This window comes from Clostridium sp. AF34-13 (assembly GCF_003477845.1).
In the GTDB taxonomy this organism is placed as follows: domain Bacteria; phylum Bacillota; class Clostridia; order Lachnospirales; family Lachnospiraceae; genus Butyribacter; species Butyribacter intestini.
In genome coordinates, this window is sequence record NZ_QUEB01000027.1 from 1 (window position 1) to 15,718 (window position 15,718).

The window sequence follows — 15,718 nt, forward strand, 5'->3', positions numbered from 1 at the left end:
TTGCTGGCAGGTTTACGAATGTAATAAATGAGGGGCTGAACTGTTACATATATAAATCGGCGGATTTTGACAGTTTTGTGGGTAAATGATAAGAAACTGATGCTACCCAAAAATCCTGAGTCCTCTTTTATTTTTACCTTTTTCCTTAACCTTATCCTTTTTATCATCTTTTTTCTTCTCCTTTGTCTTAAGCTGCTTTATCTGGCTTGTCGCTGCTACCTCCTCCAAACTCTGTGACTGAATTTTTTGAAGTATCTCCTCTAGCAGTTTTGTCTGTTTTGCCGCCATCTCGTCTTTCTGCATCATTATATAATTTATCTCTTTCATAAGTTTTGTTGATACATTGTCCGATATTCTCTGCTCAGACTCTTTCTGCCCCTCCTCCACGACATTTGCAACCATTTTTCTGAGCATCAGCTCAAACCTTTTTATTTTTTCCTCGGAAGGTACGGCAACACTTCTTTGTTCCCCCTGTTTAAAAGCCGTTTGTCCAAGTTCGCCTTTCTGAATATTAAGTACCTGTCCGGCAGCTCCTGACATATTTTTGTTTTCCAACTGCACAACATTGTCCGTCTGCACAGACTGACTTCTTGAAATCATAAAACCGTTTACAGTTTTTGCTTTATTGGAGTTGTTTTCCTCCTCATCCTGAATTTTCTGGTTTAACTCCTCACGCAATTTATACTGCTCATTTGGATTCATTTTTCTTACATTATCAATATCATGTATAATAAGTTTGATTGATTTGAGCAAAAATCCCTGTTCCTTTAAATCCTTAACATCACGGAGTATCTTTATGTCCCTGTCCGTATAAAATCTATGCCCCTTTGAGTTTCTATGTATGTTTAATCCAAGTTCCTCCTCCCAGTATCTTAAAACATGGTTTTCAACTTCAACCTGCCTTGATGCATCTGAAATACTATATTTCTTCTCCATATATTCCCTCCATAATTTCCTCAAACAATTCAATTTCCTCACGGTCGAAAGCATCTTCATCAAAAGCTTTTTTCTGACAAGCGGCTCCCTCTTGTAGTTTATTTTTATCACTCATTTGCCCTGCATCAACACTCTGTAAAGAATTGTTCTCATTTGCCACTGCCGCTTCTGCCTCGTCTTGTTTTTTCTTTTCATCAGCAGCTTTTTGAGACTGAACCATACTTTTTAAAAGATGCGGTTTCATATTATTTTCAATATAATCATACAATTCCTGTCTTAACATTCTGTCCTTTCTTTTTAACTGCAAAAAAAGTTCAGAAATAAAAATTGCAAGAAGCACCATTCCTGACGCAATCGACATTTTTATATACCACTGCACTGACGCACTCTCATAATATCCCCCGATCATGTAAAATACATAGATTACCGTTGTGACTGCCGCACCATATATTCCGGTATTTTTCAGATTATACAGATTTATCCCAAAATACTTTACATCCTTCATCTGCATAAAAACAAAACTCTTTGTATCATTTATCTTAAGATTCATCTTATATGTAGTCTCATATTTAGAAATCGTGTTTTTCATCCATTTATTCTTAGTTGTAGAAATATGATGTACCTGATGCAAAAGTTCAGTATATATACACGCCACTATAGTCTTTGCTAAAATTGTGATACCACCTGCTCCAAGCATCAAAAGCACACCATCATAATGCTCCAGAAAAAACTTCATGTTCTTCCCTCCAGTCTTTTATTCTTTTTTGGTACCGAATATATAGTACGACCTTGTCCGCCCCTTTTCTACCCCTAATCATGCGTCATTTAGTATAGATTTTCGACAAAAGTTCAAAAGTAACTGATTTTGTGCTATACTAATTTTAAAAGTCCGGCAGATATTCGCAATCCACTCTGCCACTTTCATGATATTGTTAAATCAAATTTAAAGCGAGGTTTTTTATGACAGATTTGTTGAGCAGCATTTATGTTCAAAATGATTTTAAACCGATAATATTAAATACCCCCGGAATATTTCTAAACATAAAAGTCAGTGATGACGAAACTCTTGCCATCGTGACCGTCGATGAGACAAAGGGAAATCTATATTCAAGGGAACAATTTGAAAATATTTCAAGACAGATACGAACTTTTGCCACAAATAATAATAGTCTCAGATACCGTTTTTTGTATCTTCTGATAAGCGAAGATGATACCTGTATCAAACGACTTTTAACTGATAATGTAAGCTGCTGGCGCATAATCCCGTCACAAAAACAGCTTATGATATTTGAAACGGCTTGTGATGAATTTCTTACTTTAAGAAACCCCATTGAAAATATGCTTACCACAAAGCCGTTAGATGTTTCCGCTTCTGACAATGAATCATCTTCCATACTGGACAAAGAAGTAAATGTTAAACTTGCCCCTGTAAATTTAGGAATTGTTGCAATAAATATTATTGTATTTATAGTCATGTCAATAATCTCCACTCCGGGTTCAGAAGACATATCCGATAAATTTGCACTCGGCTGGGATCTTTTTTTCAATAAAAAAGAATACTACCGTATTTTTACATCAATGTTTGTGCACGCCGGTATCGACCATCTATACAACAATATGATAGTGCTTTTAGTTATCGGAAGCTATTTTGAACTTGCAGTCGGCAAAATAAATTATATTATTGTTTATTTTTCATCAGGTATTATTGCAGGCTTAACATCTATGCTTTATAATATGTCAAATAATGACTATGTGCAGACAGTCGGAGCATCGGGTGCTATCTTTGGCATGACCGGCGGGATGATAGCCGTCATACTGATAAATTATTTCCACGCACACAGTCTTGACCTTATGAAAATTATTTTTGTGGCATTTTTAAGTCTTTATGGCGGTTTTACAAGTCAGGGCGTTGATAATGCTGCACATATCGGCGGAATAGTATCCGGCTTTTTAATCGCATTTGTTTTATATTCTATACGCATAAAATATGCAAAATATAGTTAAGCGGATTTTGCAATCTGCTCTGCTAACTGCTCATAACACTATTAATTGCTATCCCAACATATCGGAAAATAATTTCCTGATAGTGTTAAATAAACAAAATAAATTGTTTTGCACATCATAACAACAAAGAAATGAGGGAACATATGACTACAATAAATATTTATTATGGCGGACGAGGTCTTATCGATGACCCGTCAATATATGTTATGGATAAACTTACAACCGTATTTGATGAACTTAATGTAAATGTCAAACGGTATAATCTTTACGAAGATAAGCACGGTATTTCCGTACTTCCAAAAACCTTAAAGGAAGCAGACGCCGTTATAATCACCGCATCTGTCGAATGGTTTGGTATCGGAGGTCTTTTGCAGCAGTTTCTTGATGCCTGCTGGCTTTACGGAGACAAAGATGCAATCCGCAGACTCTATATGATGCCTGTTGTCCTTTCCACAACTTATGGTGAAAAAGAAGCTTACCAAACGCTCACCAAAGCATGGGAGATACTCGGCGGCACACCTTGTGACGGAATATGTGCATATGTAAGCAGTTCTGTTGATTTTGAAACCAACAATGACTATGGAATGTTGATAGAGAAAAAGGCTGAAAATTTTTACCGTACATTCACAAAAAAAATGGTAACTTTTCCATCTAGCAGCAATGCCGTTGTAGAGACTTCACAAGCTGTCAAACCTATGACACTTACACCACAGGAAAGCGAAGAACTTTCAATGTATGTGTCAGATGATAATTATGTTAAAAGGCAGAAAGAGGATATTGAAGAACTTACACAGCTTTTCAAAAATCTTATGGATGATGATACAGACACTTCCACTTCAGATAATGATACCGAACTTGATACTGCATCCTTATTTGCAAACATATTGAATAAAAACGGGGATGACGACAAATATATTAATGCATTTAGAACGCATTTTAATCCTATTCCCGATACGGCAATCTCTTTTGCATTAAATATATCTGACCAAAATCAGACATTGGTACTTGATATGGACAATTCAAAATTAAACTGCTACTATGGAGAAAAGCCGGATGCAACAGCTACGCTTAAAGCAAATCATATTGTCATAGACAGAATTATTTCCGGAGAGATAACACTCCAGGAAGCATTTATGACAGGTTCCGTAACAGCAAAAGGCAATTTTAATATTCTTAAGTCATTTGACAGGATATTTAATTTTTAAAGTGATTGCAAAACTGATTATGTGCTGTGTTAATTATGCAGATATAGTATTTTTTATATTAGAGTAAAAATGTAGTGTGAAAAATAAATTTTTCACACACAAGTTTGTGTCTGTGCACACTTGACACAAACTTGATATGCAAAAAATGTGTGCAGAAATGAGGATTATTATGAACAAACATATTGATGACAACTGTATTTTTTGTAAACTTGCAAACGGTCAGATACCTACAAACTCAATCTACGAAGATGATGACTTTAAGGTAATTCTTGACGCATCACCGGCTGCAAAAGGTCATGCCATCATCTTACCTAAAACACACGCAGCAAACCTTTTTGAACTACCTGAAGAATACGGTGAGAAAATATTTGCAATCGCTAAAAAATGTGGAAAAGCTATTAAAGAAACTTATGATTACGATGGATTAAATGTACTTCAGAATAATGGTGAGGCAGCAGGACAGACAGTCTTTCACCTCCATGTGCACCTCATACCAAGAATGAAAAACGACAACATCGACATTAAATGGGCACAGGGAGAATGTGCTGACGGCGGGAAAATTGCTGAGGAAATAAAAGCAAACTTAACAGATTAATATACGGACGCAGGAACAGGGAATATATTTTTCTATATACAATAAATATCCATAATTGCTCTATACCTAATCGTCCCCAACGCACAGCAGGTCTTTAATATATATTTTGCAGCGAAGACCGTTATAACATCGTCAGCACTTAATGAGCGTACTATGCTCATTTATGTGCTGCTACGATGTTATCCGAGCGAAAGCGTGTCTGAGCGTAAAATATATATAAAGACCTGCGTCCGTTTATAACACCATACCCCCTTAAGCCTTAAACCCTCTTACAGCTTCATTATCCATAAACACTTCATTGAGCGTTCCTTTTCCATAAGTGAGTCCGGCATATACTTTTTGGGAGTTCTGTACTACTGAACCTGATGTATCCTGTTTTGCTACTTCTTCAAATGACTTGCGAAGTTTTTTCATGTTTTCTTTTACATTGTCTATATTTACAGATTTTCTTTTGATTATTGAAGCAGTAAGCTGTCTGTTCACATATGTATATATACTGTACAGATTATGCGAAATCTCATATCCCATATCCAGACTTCCCCTTAATTCACTAACACAACCTTTTGCACTTTTAAGATAACTGTCTGCTTTCTGTAAATCTTCTGTTTTAAAACCATCCTCTGCCTGTTCTATACAATAATCAAACATTTCAAATAGTATCACTACAAGCTCACTTTTGTTTGCCTGTGATATGCGTGCAGTAAATTGTCTTTTTTCTTCACTTGTCAATTTTTACTTTCCTCGCTTCCTACATACCCTGAAGGAGACTCATTATCGTCTGTGGTCTGTTGTTTGCCTGTGAGAGCATTGATGTTGCTGCCTGCTGCAATACGGTAAGCTGAGTATATTCTGTCATCTCGCTTGCCATATCTGTATCAATGATTCTTGACATTGACTCCGTCATGTTTTCTCCAAACACATTTAAACTTGAAACTGTCGTCTCAAGACGATTCTGGTATGCACCAAGCTTAGCACGCGCTGTCGATATCTGTCTGATTGCCGTATCTGCAAGTGCTATTCCGTTAGAAGCACCATAATTTGTGCAGACATTTAATAAATCTTTTCCATTCTGATCCCTGAGTTTAAGTGCATCGCATGATACAGTAGGAAAATCCATATCAAGTGTCTGATGCTCGTTTGCTCCAATCTGAATTGTCATATATCCTGCATCATATACTTTCATTCTTACGGTCTTATTGTTTGGTAATGCCTTATCACCTGACGGAAGTTCGACCGTCATCTCAACACCTTCCTCATCAATTATATTCAAAAGATTTCCTTTTGCAGTGTATCTTGCACTGTCTGTAAATCCCGTCTGACCTGCCGCAGCCTGTCCTAGTGTTACCTCAGCATTTGTTCCAACATTTTTCTGTTTTGTACCGTCTTCATACTTAATTTCAACATAATAATCATCTCCGGCAGCATTTGATGTAATTCTTCCGGATGTACTATAACTTAAGTTCATCTTCTGACAAGTCTCAATAATATCTTTTTCTATCTGTTCTCTCGGCTCGTCTTTTGTTATATTTATCGTTTCACCATTTATTGAGAAAGAAGTATCTTTCGCAGCAGGAGTTGTAATCTTATTCCAAATACCTGAAACAGATGCAGCCGTTGCATTGCTTACAACCGTAAAACTGTATGTTCCAGCCGTTGCTTCCATTGACACCGATACTGCCTTCACTCCATCAACACTGCTTGACATAGTTCTTGATGCTGAACCATCAAAAAGGCTTCTTCCATTAAACTCAGTCGTACTTGAAATGCGGTCTATCTCATCCATAAGCTGGTCAACTTCTTTCTGAGCTGTCTCCCTATCCTCTAATGTATATGTATCATTTGCATTCTGTACACAAAGTTCACGCACACGCTGTAATACACTATGAATCTCTGATAATGCTCCATCTGCTGACTCCAGTATTGATACTCCGTCTTCCGCATTCTGTGCTGAACGGTCAAGTGCGCGTATCTGTGTGCGCATTTTGTTTGAAATTGCAAGTCCTGCTGAATCGTCAGCCGCTTTTGTAATCTTATATCCTGAACTTAACTTCTGCATACTTAAAGATAATCTGTTATCATTCTTTTTTAAATTTACATTTGCAAGCTGAGCTGATATATTGTGATTTATTTTCATGAAAATTCCCTTTCCTTTCTTTGATATAATCCGTTTTCTGTTTTACTGTTTTGACACTGACACCAAATGTGCCGTTATTATCTTTGCAGCCTTGTAAAGAGCTGATGTATCTGCATCGCTTTTACCTGCCATAAGCCCGTCTGTCTGTGACACTCTGTTCATTCCATATGATATATTTTTAACTTCAAATCCAGCAGTTTCTAATGCTTTTGTAAGCTTATCCGATGATTCTTTCAAAAGTTCATAACCCTGCCTTTCACCAGCAAAAACATATCCCTTAACAGACTCTCCCACAACTTTAATTTCTGCCGTAACATCACCGAGCCGCAAAACATTATCTTCATCAGAACTGTTTCCTCTGATACTTACCTTTACTTTACCATTGTCATCGTCACTTGGTATAATGGTGACATTCATATTTGTAATAGTATCACCTGTTTTTATCGGAATATCATAACTTCTTCTCTCTGCCATAAGCATACTTAAATTTATTCCCTTAGAAAGACTTCTAAGACTGTCTAAATCCTCATATCTTATATCAGGCTGTTCATATGACCTGTTTAATATATCTTCCATATATTTTTCGGCTTGTTTGCACTTTTCCTGAATACTTTCCTCAGAATCAAGCACCTCTGACATACTGTCTGTCAATTCTTCAAACTCTGTCTGCTTCTCACTGTCGAGCACATCTTTACGCTTATAACTCTCTTTTAAAGGATTATACGAATTTTCGATATAATTCAATGCCGCCTCAATATTTTCCATTGTCGCAGGTATATCAAGATTTGCAAGCATATCTCTTATCTGACCGCTCTCAGCTTCAAGAGTTCTGACATTTTCTGCTTTCGCATCATAATATGCCTTTTCAATCTCCTTGTCACCGTCAGCCTCTTTAACCTGCTGTGCAAACATTTCAAGTGATGTATTAAGTACACTACCTATATCACCATTTGCAACCTCATCAAGTTTTGACGGCGAAATCTCATCGAGCGTATCTGAAACAAGAGTGTCAAAATATCTTCCCTTAATGCTTTCTTCCTCTGAAACATCAGTGTTTTGCACATCTGGCGAAGTCTGCTCTGACTGATTTTGAGCCTGTCTGTTTCTGCCTGAAAGTTCAGAACCATTCTCCTGATTTTCTATATGTGCTGCACTAAAGCCCTCATTTATCTGTTCTGTTATTGATGAAGCCATAAAATTAAGCTCTTTAAGTCCGCCAAAATCATCATCTATCTTTGTGTCGATACCATGATTTTTCATTGTCCTTACCGCTGTCAAAAGATTTCCAAGCGTCATTTCCCTGTCAGACTGTAAGACTGCACCGATTGCTGCACCATCCGACTTTTCAATATTGTTTAAAAGCCTGTAGATACCAATATATCCATCTCTCTCCTGCTCTGAAATATCCCCCGACTTCTGTAACTGCCAGAGATATTTACTGTATTTTTCCTCTGTACTTAAATCCTTCGTGGCATTTATATCCGAAAGTTTCTTATCAAGGTCACTTATCGAGGTGTCAAGCGGATTGTCACCCCGCCTTATCATTTCAAGGACAGTCGATGGTTTCATATTGTCGATAACCCTGTTTAAGACAGCGTCGTATTCCTTAACTGAAAGCACATTCTCCTCTGTTATCTCCATACCGTTATAGCCGAGAATCCTTACTGCCCTTTCATTTGCATTTGTATCTTCCATGCCAAGCTCTTTAAGAAGATTTGGAACACTCGCAAATGCTTTTTGGATTGAGTCACCATAAGAAGCATCTACCTGTGTAGAAACCATCTCATAAAGCTGTCCATACTGCTGCCTGCCGTAAGTCTCACTCGAAGCTGCCGCATGAAGTTCATTTAATGTGAGAAGATTTTGCTGTCTTACCGTTCTTCCGATAAGTGATGCCGGTGCATTTGCAATATCTGCTTTCTGTTGCATAGTCTCCTGTAAAAGACTGAGTTCATCGTCACTCACATCACCTGCTGCACCTGTCGTGTAGACAGCGTTTTCTTCATTTCTTAATTCCTCCACTACCTGTTCGAGCGGAGCAGTATTAATATCTATTCCTTTTTGTCTCATATTCATAACAGACTGTGTAGTCATCTTAAGACATATCTCTGCGACATATCTTTTTGCCATGACTTCTTCAACCTGCATATCGCTCATTTCCTCAACTACCGTAGTCGGAATATTATTAGAAGCAATATCAGCAATCCCTGAATTTGTCTTATTGCAGGCTGCCGCCTGTCTTAAAAGTTCAAGATTTAATACACCGTTACCTGAATAATTTTCATTTGCAAATGCAATGTCACCAACCGCAGCTTTTACTGCCGTTGATATATCCGCATCCGTTATCGCCGCAAAATTATTTATAATGCTTCTCGCTATAACAAACTCTGATGTATCGAGTGATGCCTGCTCAGGCTCTGCCCCTGCCGCAACAGACTGAAGTATCTGTTCAAATGCCGTCTTTGCTGACATATCAGAACTTATATCATTTAATACGGACATTGTCTTAAGTGCATCTGCCGTGACCGGAAGGTCATTTGCAAAAAGCCACTTTGCATCTGCTGCAGCACTCTCCTTATCAAGCCCTGTTGCATCTATAAGCCTTTCAACCTGTGGCTCTATCTGTTCCCAGATTTCAGCGTCATAGACCTCTCCGTCAAAAGCATCACTTCCAGAATACTGACCATGATATATATTTTCTATCGTTGGTGTAAGCGAGTTACCTACAATATATGCCTTTGTATCGTCAGACATATTAAGTGCAGAAGAACTCATCTGAAGTGCAGACACTATCTTTGAAATATTTTCCGCCGTGACCGGAATACCTGAATTTTCCAAAATCTTTTTTAGACCGGCTTCTGCCTTTGCATCAAGAGAGCCTGTTGCCTGAATTTTTTTAAGTTCTTCCTCAAACTCATCAATATCTTTTTTGTTTTCTTCCCTGTTCTGCTCATTGTCAAGTTTCTGCTGTTTCATCTTTTCAACAGCTTTGTCAACATATTCTTCCTCGCATTTATCAACAGAACCCTCTGACTCCTCAACAGATTTGTAATCATCCCCTGTAAGAACCGCAAGATTTTTATTCATCTCAGTTTTGACTGCTGCCGCATCCTTACTTTCCGAACTGCCTGAAGTGCCCGTTCTGTAACCATAAGTGCCTGAATTTACACCCGAACTTACCATCGTATGACTGACAGCCACCGCTCCGGATGCCAAACCACCGTTTCCAACTTCTTTCAGCACGATATTATCTTTAGACACATCCATGATCTTAAATCTTCTAGTTTCGCCCTCCCTGGCATTCTGTACTGCGGTCTTTGGTACTGCCACCTCAACACCATTAAAGTTGATGGAAATCTGATTTGAAACTTTCGATACAACACCTTCAACAACCTGCCCCTTACTTCCTATCGCAAGCATAGAACCGTTTAAAACTCCTGCCCTGCCGCCGGACATATTTGCCGTCCTGTTGTATATGTCTCTTATATTCACATTCATCGATTTCTCACCTTTCATTTATGACTTATAAATAAAATATCTATACTTTTATTTCGGCTAAAGTGGTAAATTTCTTGAGAATAAAAACAATATCATACTTTTACTTTTTTTATAAAAACAAACATTTATTAACAAAGCGACCCAAAATTATCTCTCAATTCATTAAATTGACCTCTAAGGACAAAAAACAATACTTTCATTTTTAACACTTTTTATGATATAATACCAAACAACAAATCCTTTATTGTATTAATATACTTATAGGTAATTGCGAAACAAGTTTGAAATCTTGATTCCAATAGGGAAAAATCCAGCAGAGCTGGATTTTAAAGAGATGTTTATGCGAAATAGGATTTTATTGCATAAAAACAAAGCAGATAGAATTATCTGCCTGTAAAACAGGTGGGAAATATAGAAGATTATGCTATTAACGGCTTCAAGCTACGGATATACTGGTGTTTATGAATTTTATCAGCTACTATGACAGTGAGCAGCTGTGCAATCCCTGCAAGCAGTAAATCAGAATGAAGAGTTTCTTCATTCTGTGTCTTACGACCTGCAACACAAAAACTGTCTTTAAAGTGGTTAATGGCTTTTTCTACATTTACACGTATTTTGTATGTAGAATCCCATTCTTCCGTATCACGAACACATCCGGGGTAAGCACGAAGATTTTTTTCAGGGTAGATGTAAATCATTCTTCCGCAGGAAGAAGTTGTGCATGGGTTATCACAATAGCATACACGCTTGGATTTCTTAGTAGTACTGTTCCATTCCCATTTCATTTTTGGACAGACGAATTTCATAGTTGGAAGTCCGCAACGCAGATGGGATTTGCTTCCTTCACGCTTCATTGGAAGAAAGGGATCATGTGGACAACAGGGAATGCCTTTGTCATTGACAGTATAATCAACCCCTTCAATTTTCAGCTTGTTTTTCAGCGGAATACAGGCCTTTTCAAAGGATGTTTCCTGTAACAGGTATTTATAAATTTCAATGGAATCAAAAGCAGCATCACCCAGAAAAGTTTTTGGATTGATAAGAGGATGCTTTTTGAAGAAATCCATTAAGGTAGGAATCAGTGCTTTTGCATCTGCAAGGCTTTTATCTTCATCAGGAGAATCGGCTTTTTTTCTATAACGATTTCGGGGTGGGATGCAAGAAAGTCTTTGTTGTAAAAGCTTATATCTCTGACGATACCAAGTCCGTTTGTTATAATGCCAAATTTATAGGCATAGCAGAAATGTCCGTTCACATACATCTGCTGAATGGCAGGATTTGCGGCAGCATGAGAAGGCATGGAGCCATAGGCTGCTTTGTAAGGGTCGTAGGAATCATCCAGTCCTTTTGCCTTTTTAAATGCTTTGAGCTGCTTTATGATACGGTTGGCATATTTCGGGTTATTTTCAGTAACCCATGCTTCGATGCCTGATGTATCGAAAAGCAGCATGGAAGCTTTTTGGCTATCAATTTTTTGGCATATCGGTTCGGTCAGTTCAACCATATGATCGAACATGGATTGTAAGTCCAAAAGAAAATCCTGTTTGAAACGGGTAAATTTAGAGGCATCTGGAACAACATCAAAACCGCAGAAATCCCGTAATTCCTGAGAGTATTTTAAGAATACAATCAGAAGGGATGTGGTTGGAATCGAGAAAATAAGCAGTAATAACAGAGCTTTGAGCATCGGATAAAGAAGATGCTTATGTGGTCTGCCGGTGGCAGCATGAAAATGACAAACGAAAGATGTTGGGACAATTTCATCAAGATTTATGGTTTCATCGAGGATGGAAAGAAACTCATATTTGTTGTTATCAAATTTATTTTGGCAATCTGAAAAAATATCTGCCAAAGAAAGCTGTTTGTATGTTATCATATAAGTACGACTCCTTTACTGGTGGATATGGTTAGTAGTTTATAGTCAATTCTATTTTACCATAAATCAGTGAGGAGTTGTTTTATTTTGTAATGAAAAATATCCCGTATTTATGCGAGGCTTGATGTTTCGCAAACGCCTAAATATACTTAAATCGAAAGGAGAAAGATTTTATGAAGAAAAAATTATTATGTACACTTTTAACATTATGTATGTTAGTTGGCACACTAGCAGATAATTATCATTTTAATTTTGTAAAAGCAGATGAAATACAAAATTCAACTAATGTAAAAACAGGTGACACTATAAAATATGACGGTGACAGTTTTCAAGTAATATACGAAATAACCTCATTATGGAACGGTGCCTATAATGTAAGTGTCACCCTAAAAAACACAGGAACAAGTACAATTCACAATTGGGCATTACTTTATGATATGGAAACAAATAATATTACAAATATTTGGAATGCAACTATCGCAAATAATGAGAATGGATTGTATTTGATAAATAACAACAACTGGAATATGGATATAGCAGTAAATTCAAGTGTACAATTTGGATATACAGCATCATATACAGATAATTTAGTATCACTTCCAAAAACTTTCAAATTAACTACCTGCGAAACAGAAGTTCCAAAAAATAATTATGAAACATCATTTGCAATTACAAGTACAGGAGGTGGACAGTTGACTGCTAATATCACAATAAAAAATATTTCTAGTAAAACAATAACAGATTGGTCATTAAAATTTACATATAAAAATAAAATATATAATATGTGGGGTGCTTCCTTGGAGGAACAAGAACAGAAAGATAATGAATATATATATCAAGTTAGAAATCCAGGATGGACACAAAATCTTGATGCAAATTCAGAATATACATTTGGATTTCAAGCCAAAAGTGTCGATGAAGCAGCTATTCCCTATAATTTCGAAATGAAATGTTACGATAATTCTATTATATACGATACAGACACCGATGGTGACGGACTTGATGATGCAACAGAACTTATTTATGGAACCGATATAAATAATCCTGATACCGATGGTGACAGCTTAAATGACGGACTGGAAGTATATATATTAGGATATGATCCGACAAATATTGATACAGATGGCAATGGTATTTCTGATGCTTACGAAGATACGGATGAAGATGGTCTGACAAATATATATGAAGTATCGGCTGGTTTAAATCCTGGAGAAAATGATACGGACAGTGATGGTTTAAATGATGGCGAAGAAATAAATACATATAAAACAAATCCCTTGCTTGATGATACTGATGGTGACACCTTATTAGATGGTTCTGAAATAGCATTAAAATTTAATCCTTGCAAAAAAGATACAAATAACAATGGAATTACTGATGATAAAGAATTTGTACAGCAAAAGATATCAGAAAATATAAACGAAAATGCAAATGATGGTGCAATTACTAATGTAACATTGAAAATGAATGTCACAGGAGATGCGACAGAAAATACAGAAATTGAAAATGTATTTGGTGAAGATATTTTGTCAAGCAATGTTGAAGGATTAATAGGTGTCCCAATAAACATAAATTGTACTGGTAAACTTGATAAAGCCACTATTACATTTAATTATAATCCAGAAAAGCTAGGAAATACATCAGAAGATGATCTTGCAATATTGTGGTATGATGAGAAAAATGATAATTATGTAATTTATGATAAAGAAGCTGTATTAGATAAAACCACACATACCATAAGTTATACAACTAATCATTTCAGTACATATATGGTCGTCAACAAAAAAACATGGTATGCCGTCTGGCGTAATGAAATAAATTATAGAACAACAAACAGAAAGAAAAAATTTGTAGATGTTGTTTTAACTATTGATGCATCTGGAAGCATGAAAGGAAGTGAAATTGTAAATGCCAAGAAAGCTCTAAATGAGTTTACAGATGCCAAAAGAAACAAAGATCGATTAAGTGTAGTTAAATTTACTGGAGAAGCTGACATTATAGGTAAATTCAAAAAAAGTAAGACGAAAATCAAAAAAGATATTAATAAAATTAAAGCTGGCGGAAAAACTGATGTAGATAAAGGATTAAAGAAAGCAATAAAATTATACACAGAAAAAGAATATAAAAATGTCGGAAATAAAAAAGATATTCTATTAATATGTGATGGAGATTTGGAATATAATCAAGAAATTGTTAATTTAGCAAAGAAAAATAAGATTTCCATATATACAATTCTTATTGGAAAGAAAAACAAATCAGCATTGAAGAAAATTTCGACTAAAACAGGCGGAGCCTTTAAAAATGTTGAAAAAACAAGCGATTTATCAAATATTATGTTTAAAATGGAAGACAACATTATGGGTGCTATTGATAAAACTGATAGTGACAAAGATGGCATATTCGATGTATATGAAGAAAAGGGAATGTTTTGCTCAAACGGCAAAATAATAAAAACGAATAAAAATAAAAAAGATAGTGATGGTGATGGTCTAAGCGATTATTATGAATTTACATGCATTAAATATATTGGAACTCCATTAATGCCAGGCAATAAAACCATATATAATAAAAGGACAAAAGAATATATAGATGCCTCTTATTTTCCTTTTGTTAGGAGTAATCCTACAAAAAAGGACTCAGATAACGATGAGTATAATGATAAGATTGATAAAAAACCATTGCATAAAGCAACAAAATTAATAGGAATAAAAAATGACAGAGAATTTGTTCCAATCAATATAAGTTTAGGAGAAACATTATGGAATGAAAATTGGAATAACTTTGATTTATCATATGGGGGTGATCAAGGTTGGTGGTCTGGAAAAATTAACAATGAAGGTTGTGGTATTATTGCTGCTGCAAATATACTTTTTTATCAAAGTAGAAAAGGAAAAAAAATATCTGCTCCTTTTTCCAAAACTACATATAAAAAAACAGTAGATGAACTAAGCAATAATATTCCATTATTAAATGGTGCCGTAGCATTAACTATAAAGCGTGGACTTAAAGCATATTGGAGAATAAGAAAAACCGAAAAATTGTATAATATTGATATTGATGTAATGTTATTCTCCTCCGAAAAAAAATCAAACCAATTATTTAAAAAAATAAAGACGAACTTAAAAAAGAAAAATCCTGTAATTTTATCTGTAGGCGGAAACATTCGAGGTAATAAAACAAAACATGGACCTGAAATGTTTAAATTAGAAAAAAACTCCTTAATTAAATTTGAAGGAAGTCGACAATATTTTGATGAACATTATGTTACAATAACAGGAATTTTAACAAATGAACAAGACAATACATATAGATTACAAGTATCATCTTGGGGTGAAAAATATTATATAAAATACCATGATATATATCCATTTGTAAAAAATCATAGTTTACCTATGATGTGCGATGCTATTTTTGTCGCAAAAAATAAGTCCAGCTAATAAATGTCAATAGTTAGATGTGAAAAAAATTAT

General features: G+C 35.7%; 9 protein-coding genes and 1 pseudogene. 4 read left to right on the forward strand and 6 right to left on the reverse strand.

Annotated elements, in window-relative coordinates:
* Positions 1-102: 102 nt before the first annotated feature.
* On the reverse strand, positions 103-936 hold the full coding sequence (locus DWZ63_RS15075) for a helix-turn-helix domain-containing protein (RefSeq protein ID WP_118500323.1): 834 nt from the start codon (positions 934-936) through the stop codon (positions 103-105).
* Positions 920-1,672 carry a hypothetical protein gene (locus DWZ63_RS15080; RefSeq protein WP_118500324.1) on the reverse strand — a complete coding sequence of 251 codons (753 nt, stop codon included), beginning with the start codon at positions 1,670-1,672 and terminating at the stop codon, positions 920-922. Before DWZ63_RS15080 ends, DWZ63_RS15075 begins: the two co-directional genes overlap by 17 nt.
* 224 nt (positions 1,673-1,896) lie before the next feature.
* On the opposite strand from DWZ63_RS15080, the gene DWZ63_RS15085 reads away from it, so the two are divergent.
* The 3 genes from DWZ63_RS15085 to DWZ63_RS15095 all read left to right on the forward strand — a co-directional run bounded on the left by DWZ63_RS15085 (position 1,897) and on the right by DWZ63_RS15095 (position 4,740).
* Positions 1,897-2,940 carry a rhomboid family intramembrane serine protease gene (locus DWZ63_RS15085; protein ID WP_118500325.1) on the forward strand — a complete coding sequence of 348 codons (1,044 nt, stop codon included), beginning with the start codon at positions 1,897-1,899 and terminating at the stop codon, positions 2,938-2,940.
* Positions 2,941-3,083: 143 nt separating this feature from the next.
* Positions 3,084-4,145 (forward strand): SCP2 sterol-binding domain-containing protein, encoded by a 1,062-nt coding sequence (locus tag DWZ63_RS15090; RefSeq protein ID WP_118500326.1) that lies wholly within the window; start codon positions 3,084-3,086, stop codon positions 4,143-4,145.
* Positions 4,146-4,314: 169 nt separating this feature from the next.
* The gene (locus DWZ63_RS15095) at positions 4,315-4,740 is read left to right on the forward strand and encodes an HIT family protein (RefSeq protein ID WP_118500327.1); all 426 of its coding nucleotides are present in this window, start codon (positions 4,315-4,317) and stop codon (positions 4,738-4,740) included.
* A gap of 252 nt (positions 4,741-4,992) precedes the next feature.
* Here DWZ63_RS15095 and DWZ63_RS15100 read toward each other — a convergent pair whose 3' ends face one another.
* The 4 genes and pseudogenes from DWZ63_RS15100 to DWZ63_RS15115 form a co-directional block, all read right to left on the reverse strand.
* Positions 4,993-5,469 carry a flagellar protein FliS gene (locus DWZ63_RS15100; protein ID WP_118500328.1) on the reverse strand — a complete coding sequence of 159 codons (477 nt, stop codon included), beginning with the start codon at positions 5,467-5,469 and terminating at the stop codon, positions 4,993-4,995.
* 19 nt (positions 5,470-5,488) lie between these two features.
* On the reverse strand, positions 5,489-6,874 hold the full coding sequence (locus DWZ63_RS15105) for a flagellin (protein ID WP_118500329.1): 1,386 nt from the start codon (positions 6,872-6,874) through the stop codon (positions 5,489-5,491).
* A 42-nt stretch (positions 6,875-6,916) separates the two neighbouring features.
* Positions 6,917-10,372 (reverse strand): DUF6240 domain-containing protein, encoded by a 3,456-nt coding sequence (locus DWZ63_RS15110; protein ID WP_118500330.1) that lies wholly within the window; start codon positions 10,370-10,372, stop codon positions 6,917-6,919.
* A 478-nt stretch (positions 10,373-10,850) separates the two neighbouring features.
* Positions 10,851-12,248 (reverse strand): annotated as a pseudogene (locus DWZ63_RS15115) (transposase).
* 173 nt (positions 12,249-12,421) lie between these two features.
* Here DWZ63_RS15115 and DWZ63_RS15120 point away from each other — a divergent pair.
* Positions 12,422-15,685, forward strand: coding sequence for a cellulose binding domain-containing protein (locus tag DWZ63_RS15120; protein ID WP_055944309.1), 3,264 nt, complete (start codon positions 12,422-12,424; stop codon positions 15,683-15,685).
* The last annotated feature ends 33 nt before the right edge of the window (positions 15,686-15,718 follow it).

Bases quoted from the DNA above. Each gene is read 5' to 3' on its own strand.
- DWZ63_RS15075 (WP_118500323.1), bottom strand. From the start codon at position 936: ATGGAGAAGAAATATAGTATTTCAGATGCATCAAGGCAGGTTGAAGTT.
- DWZ63_RS15080 (WP_118500324.1), bottom strand. From the start codon at position 1,672: ATGAAGTTTTTTCTGGAGCATTATGATGGTGTGCTTTTGATGCTTGGA.
- DWZ63_RS15085 (WP_118500325.1), top strand. From the start codon at position 1,897: ATGACAGATTTGTTGAGCAGCATTTATGTTCAAAATGATTTTAAACCG.
- DWZ63_RS15090 (WP_118500326.1), top strand. From the start codon at position 3,084: ATGACTACAATAAATATTTATTATGGCGGACGAGGTCTTATCGATGAC.
- DWZ63_RS15095 (WP_118500327.1), top strand. From the start codon at position 4,315: ATGAACAAACATATTGATGACAACTGTATTTTTTGTAAACTTGCAAAC.
- DWZ63_RS15105 (WP_118500329.1), bottom strand. From the start codon at position 6,874: ATGAAAATAAATCACAATATATCAGCTCAGCTTGCAAATGTAAATTTA.
- DWZ63_RS15110 (WP_118500330.1), bottom strand. From the start codon at position 10,372: ATGAATGTGAATATAAGAGACATATACAACAGGACGGCAAATATGTCC.
- DWZ63_RS15120 (WP_055944309.1), top strand. From the start codon at position 12,422: ATGAAGAAAAAATTATTATGTACACTTTTAACATTATGTATGTTAGTT.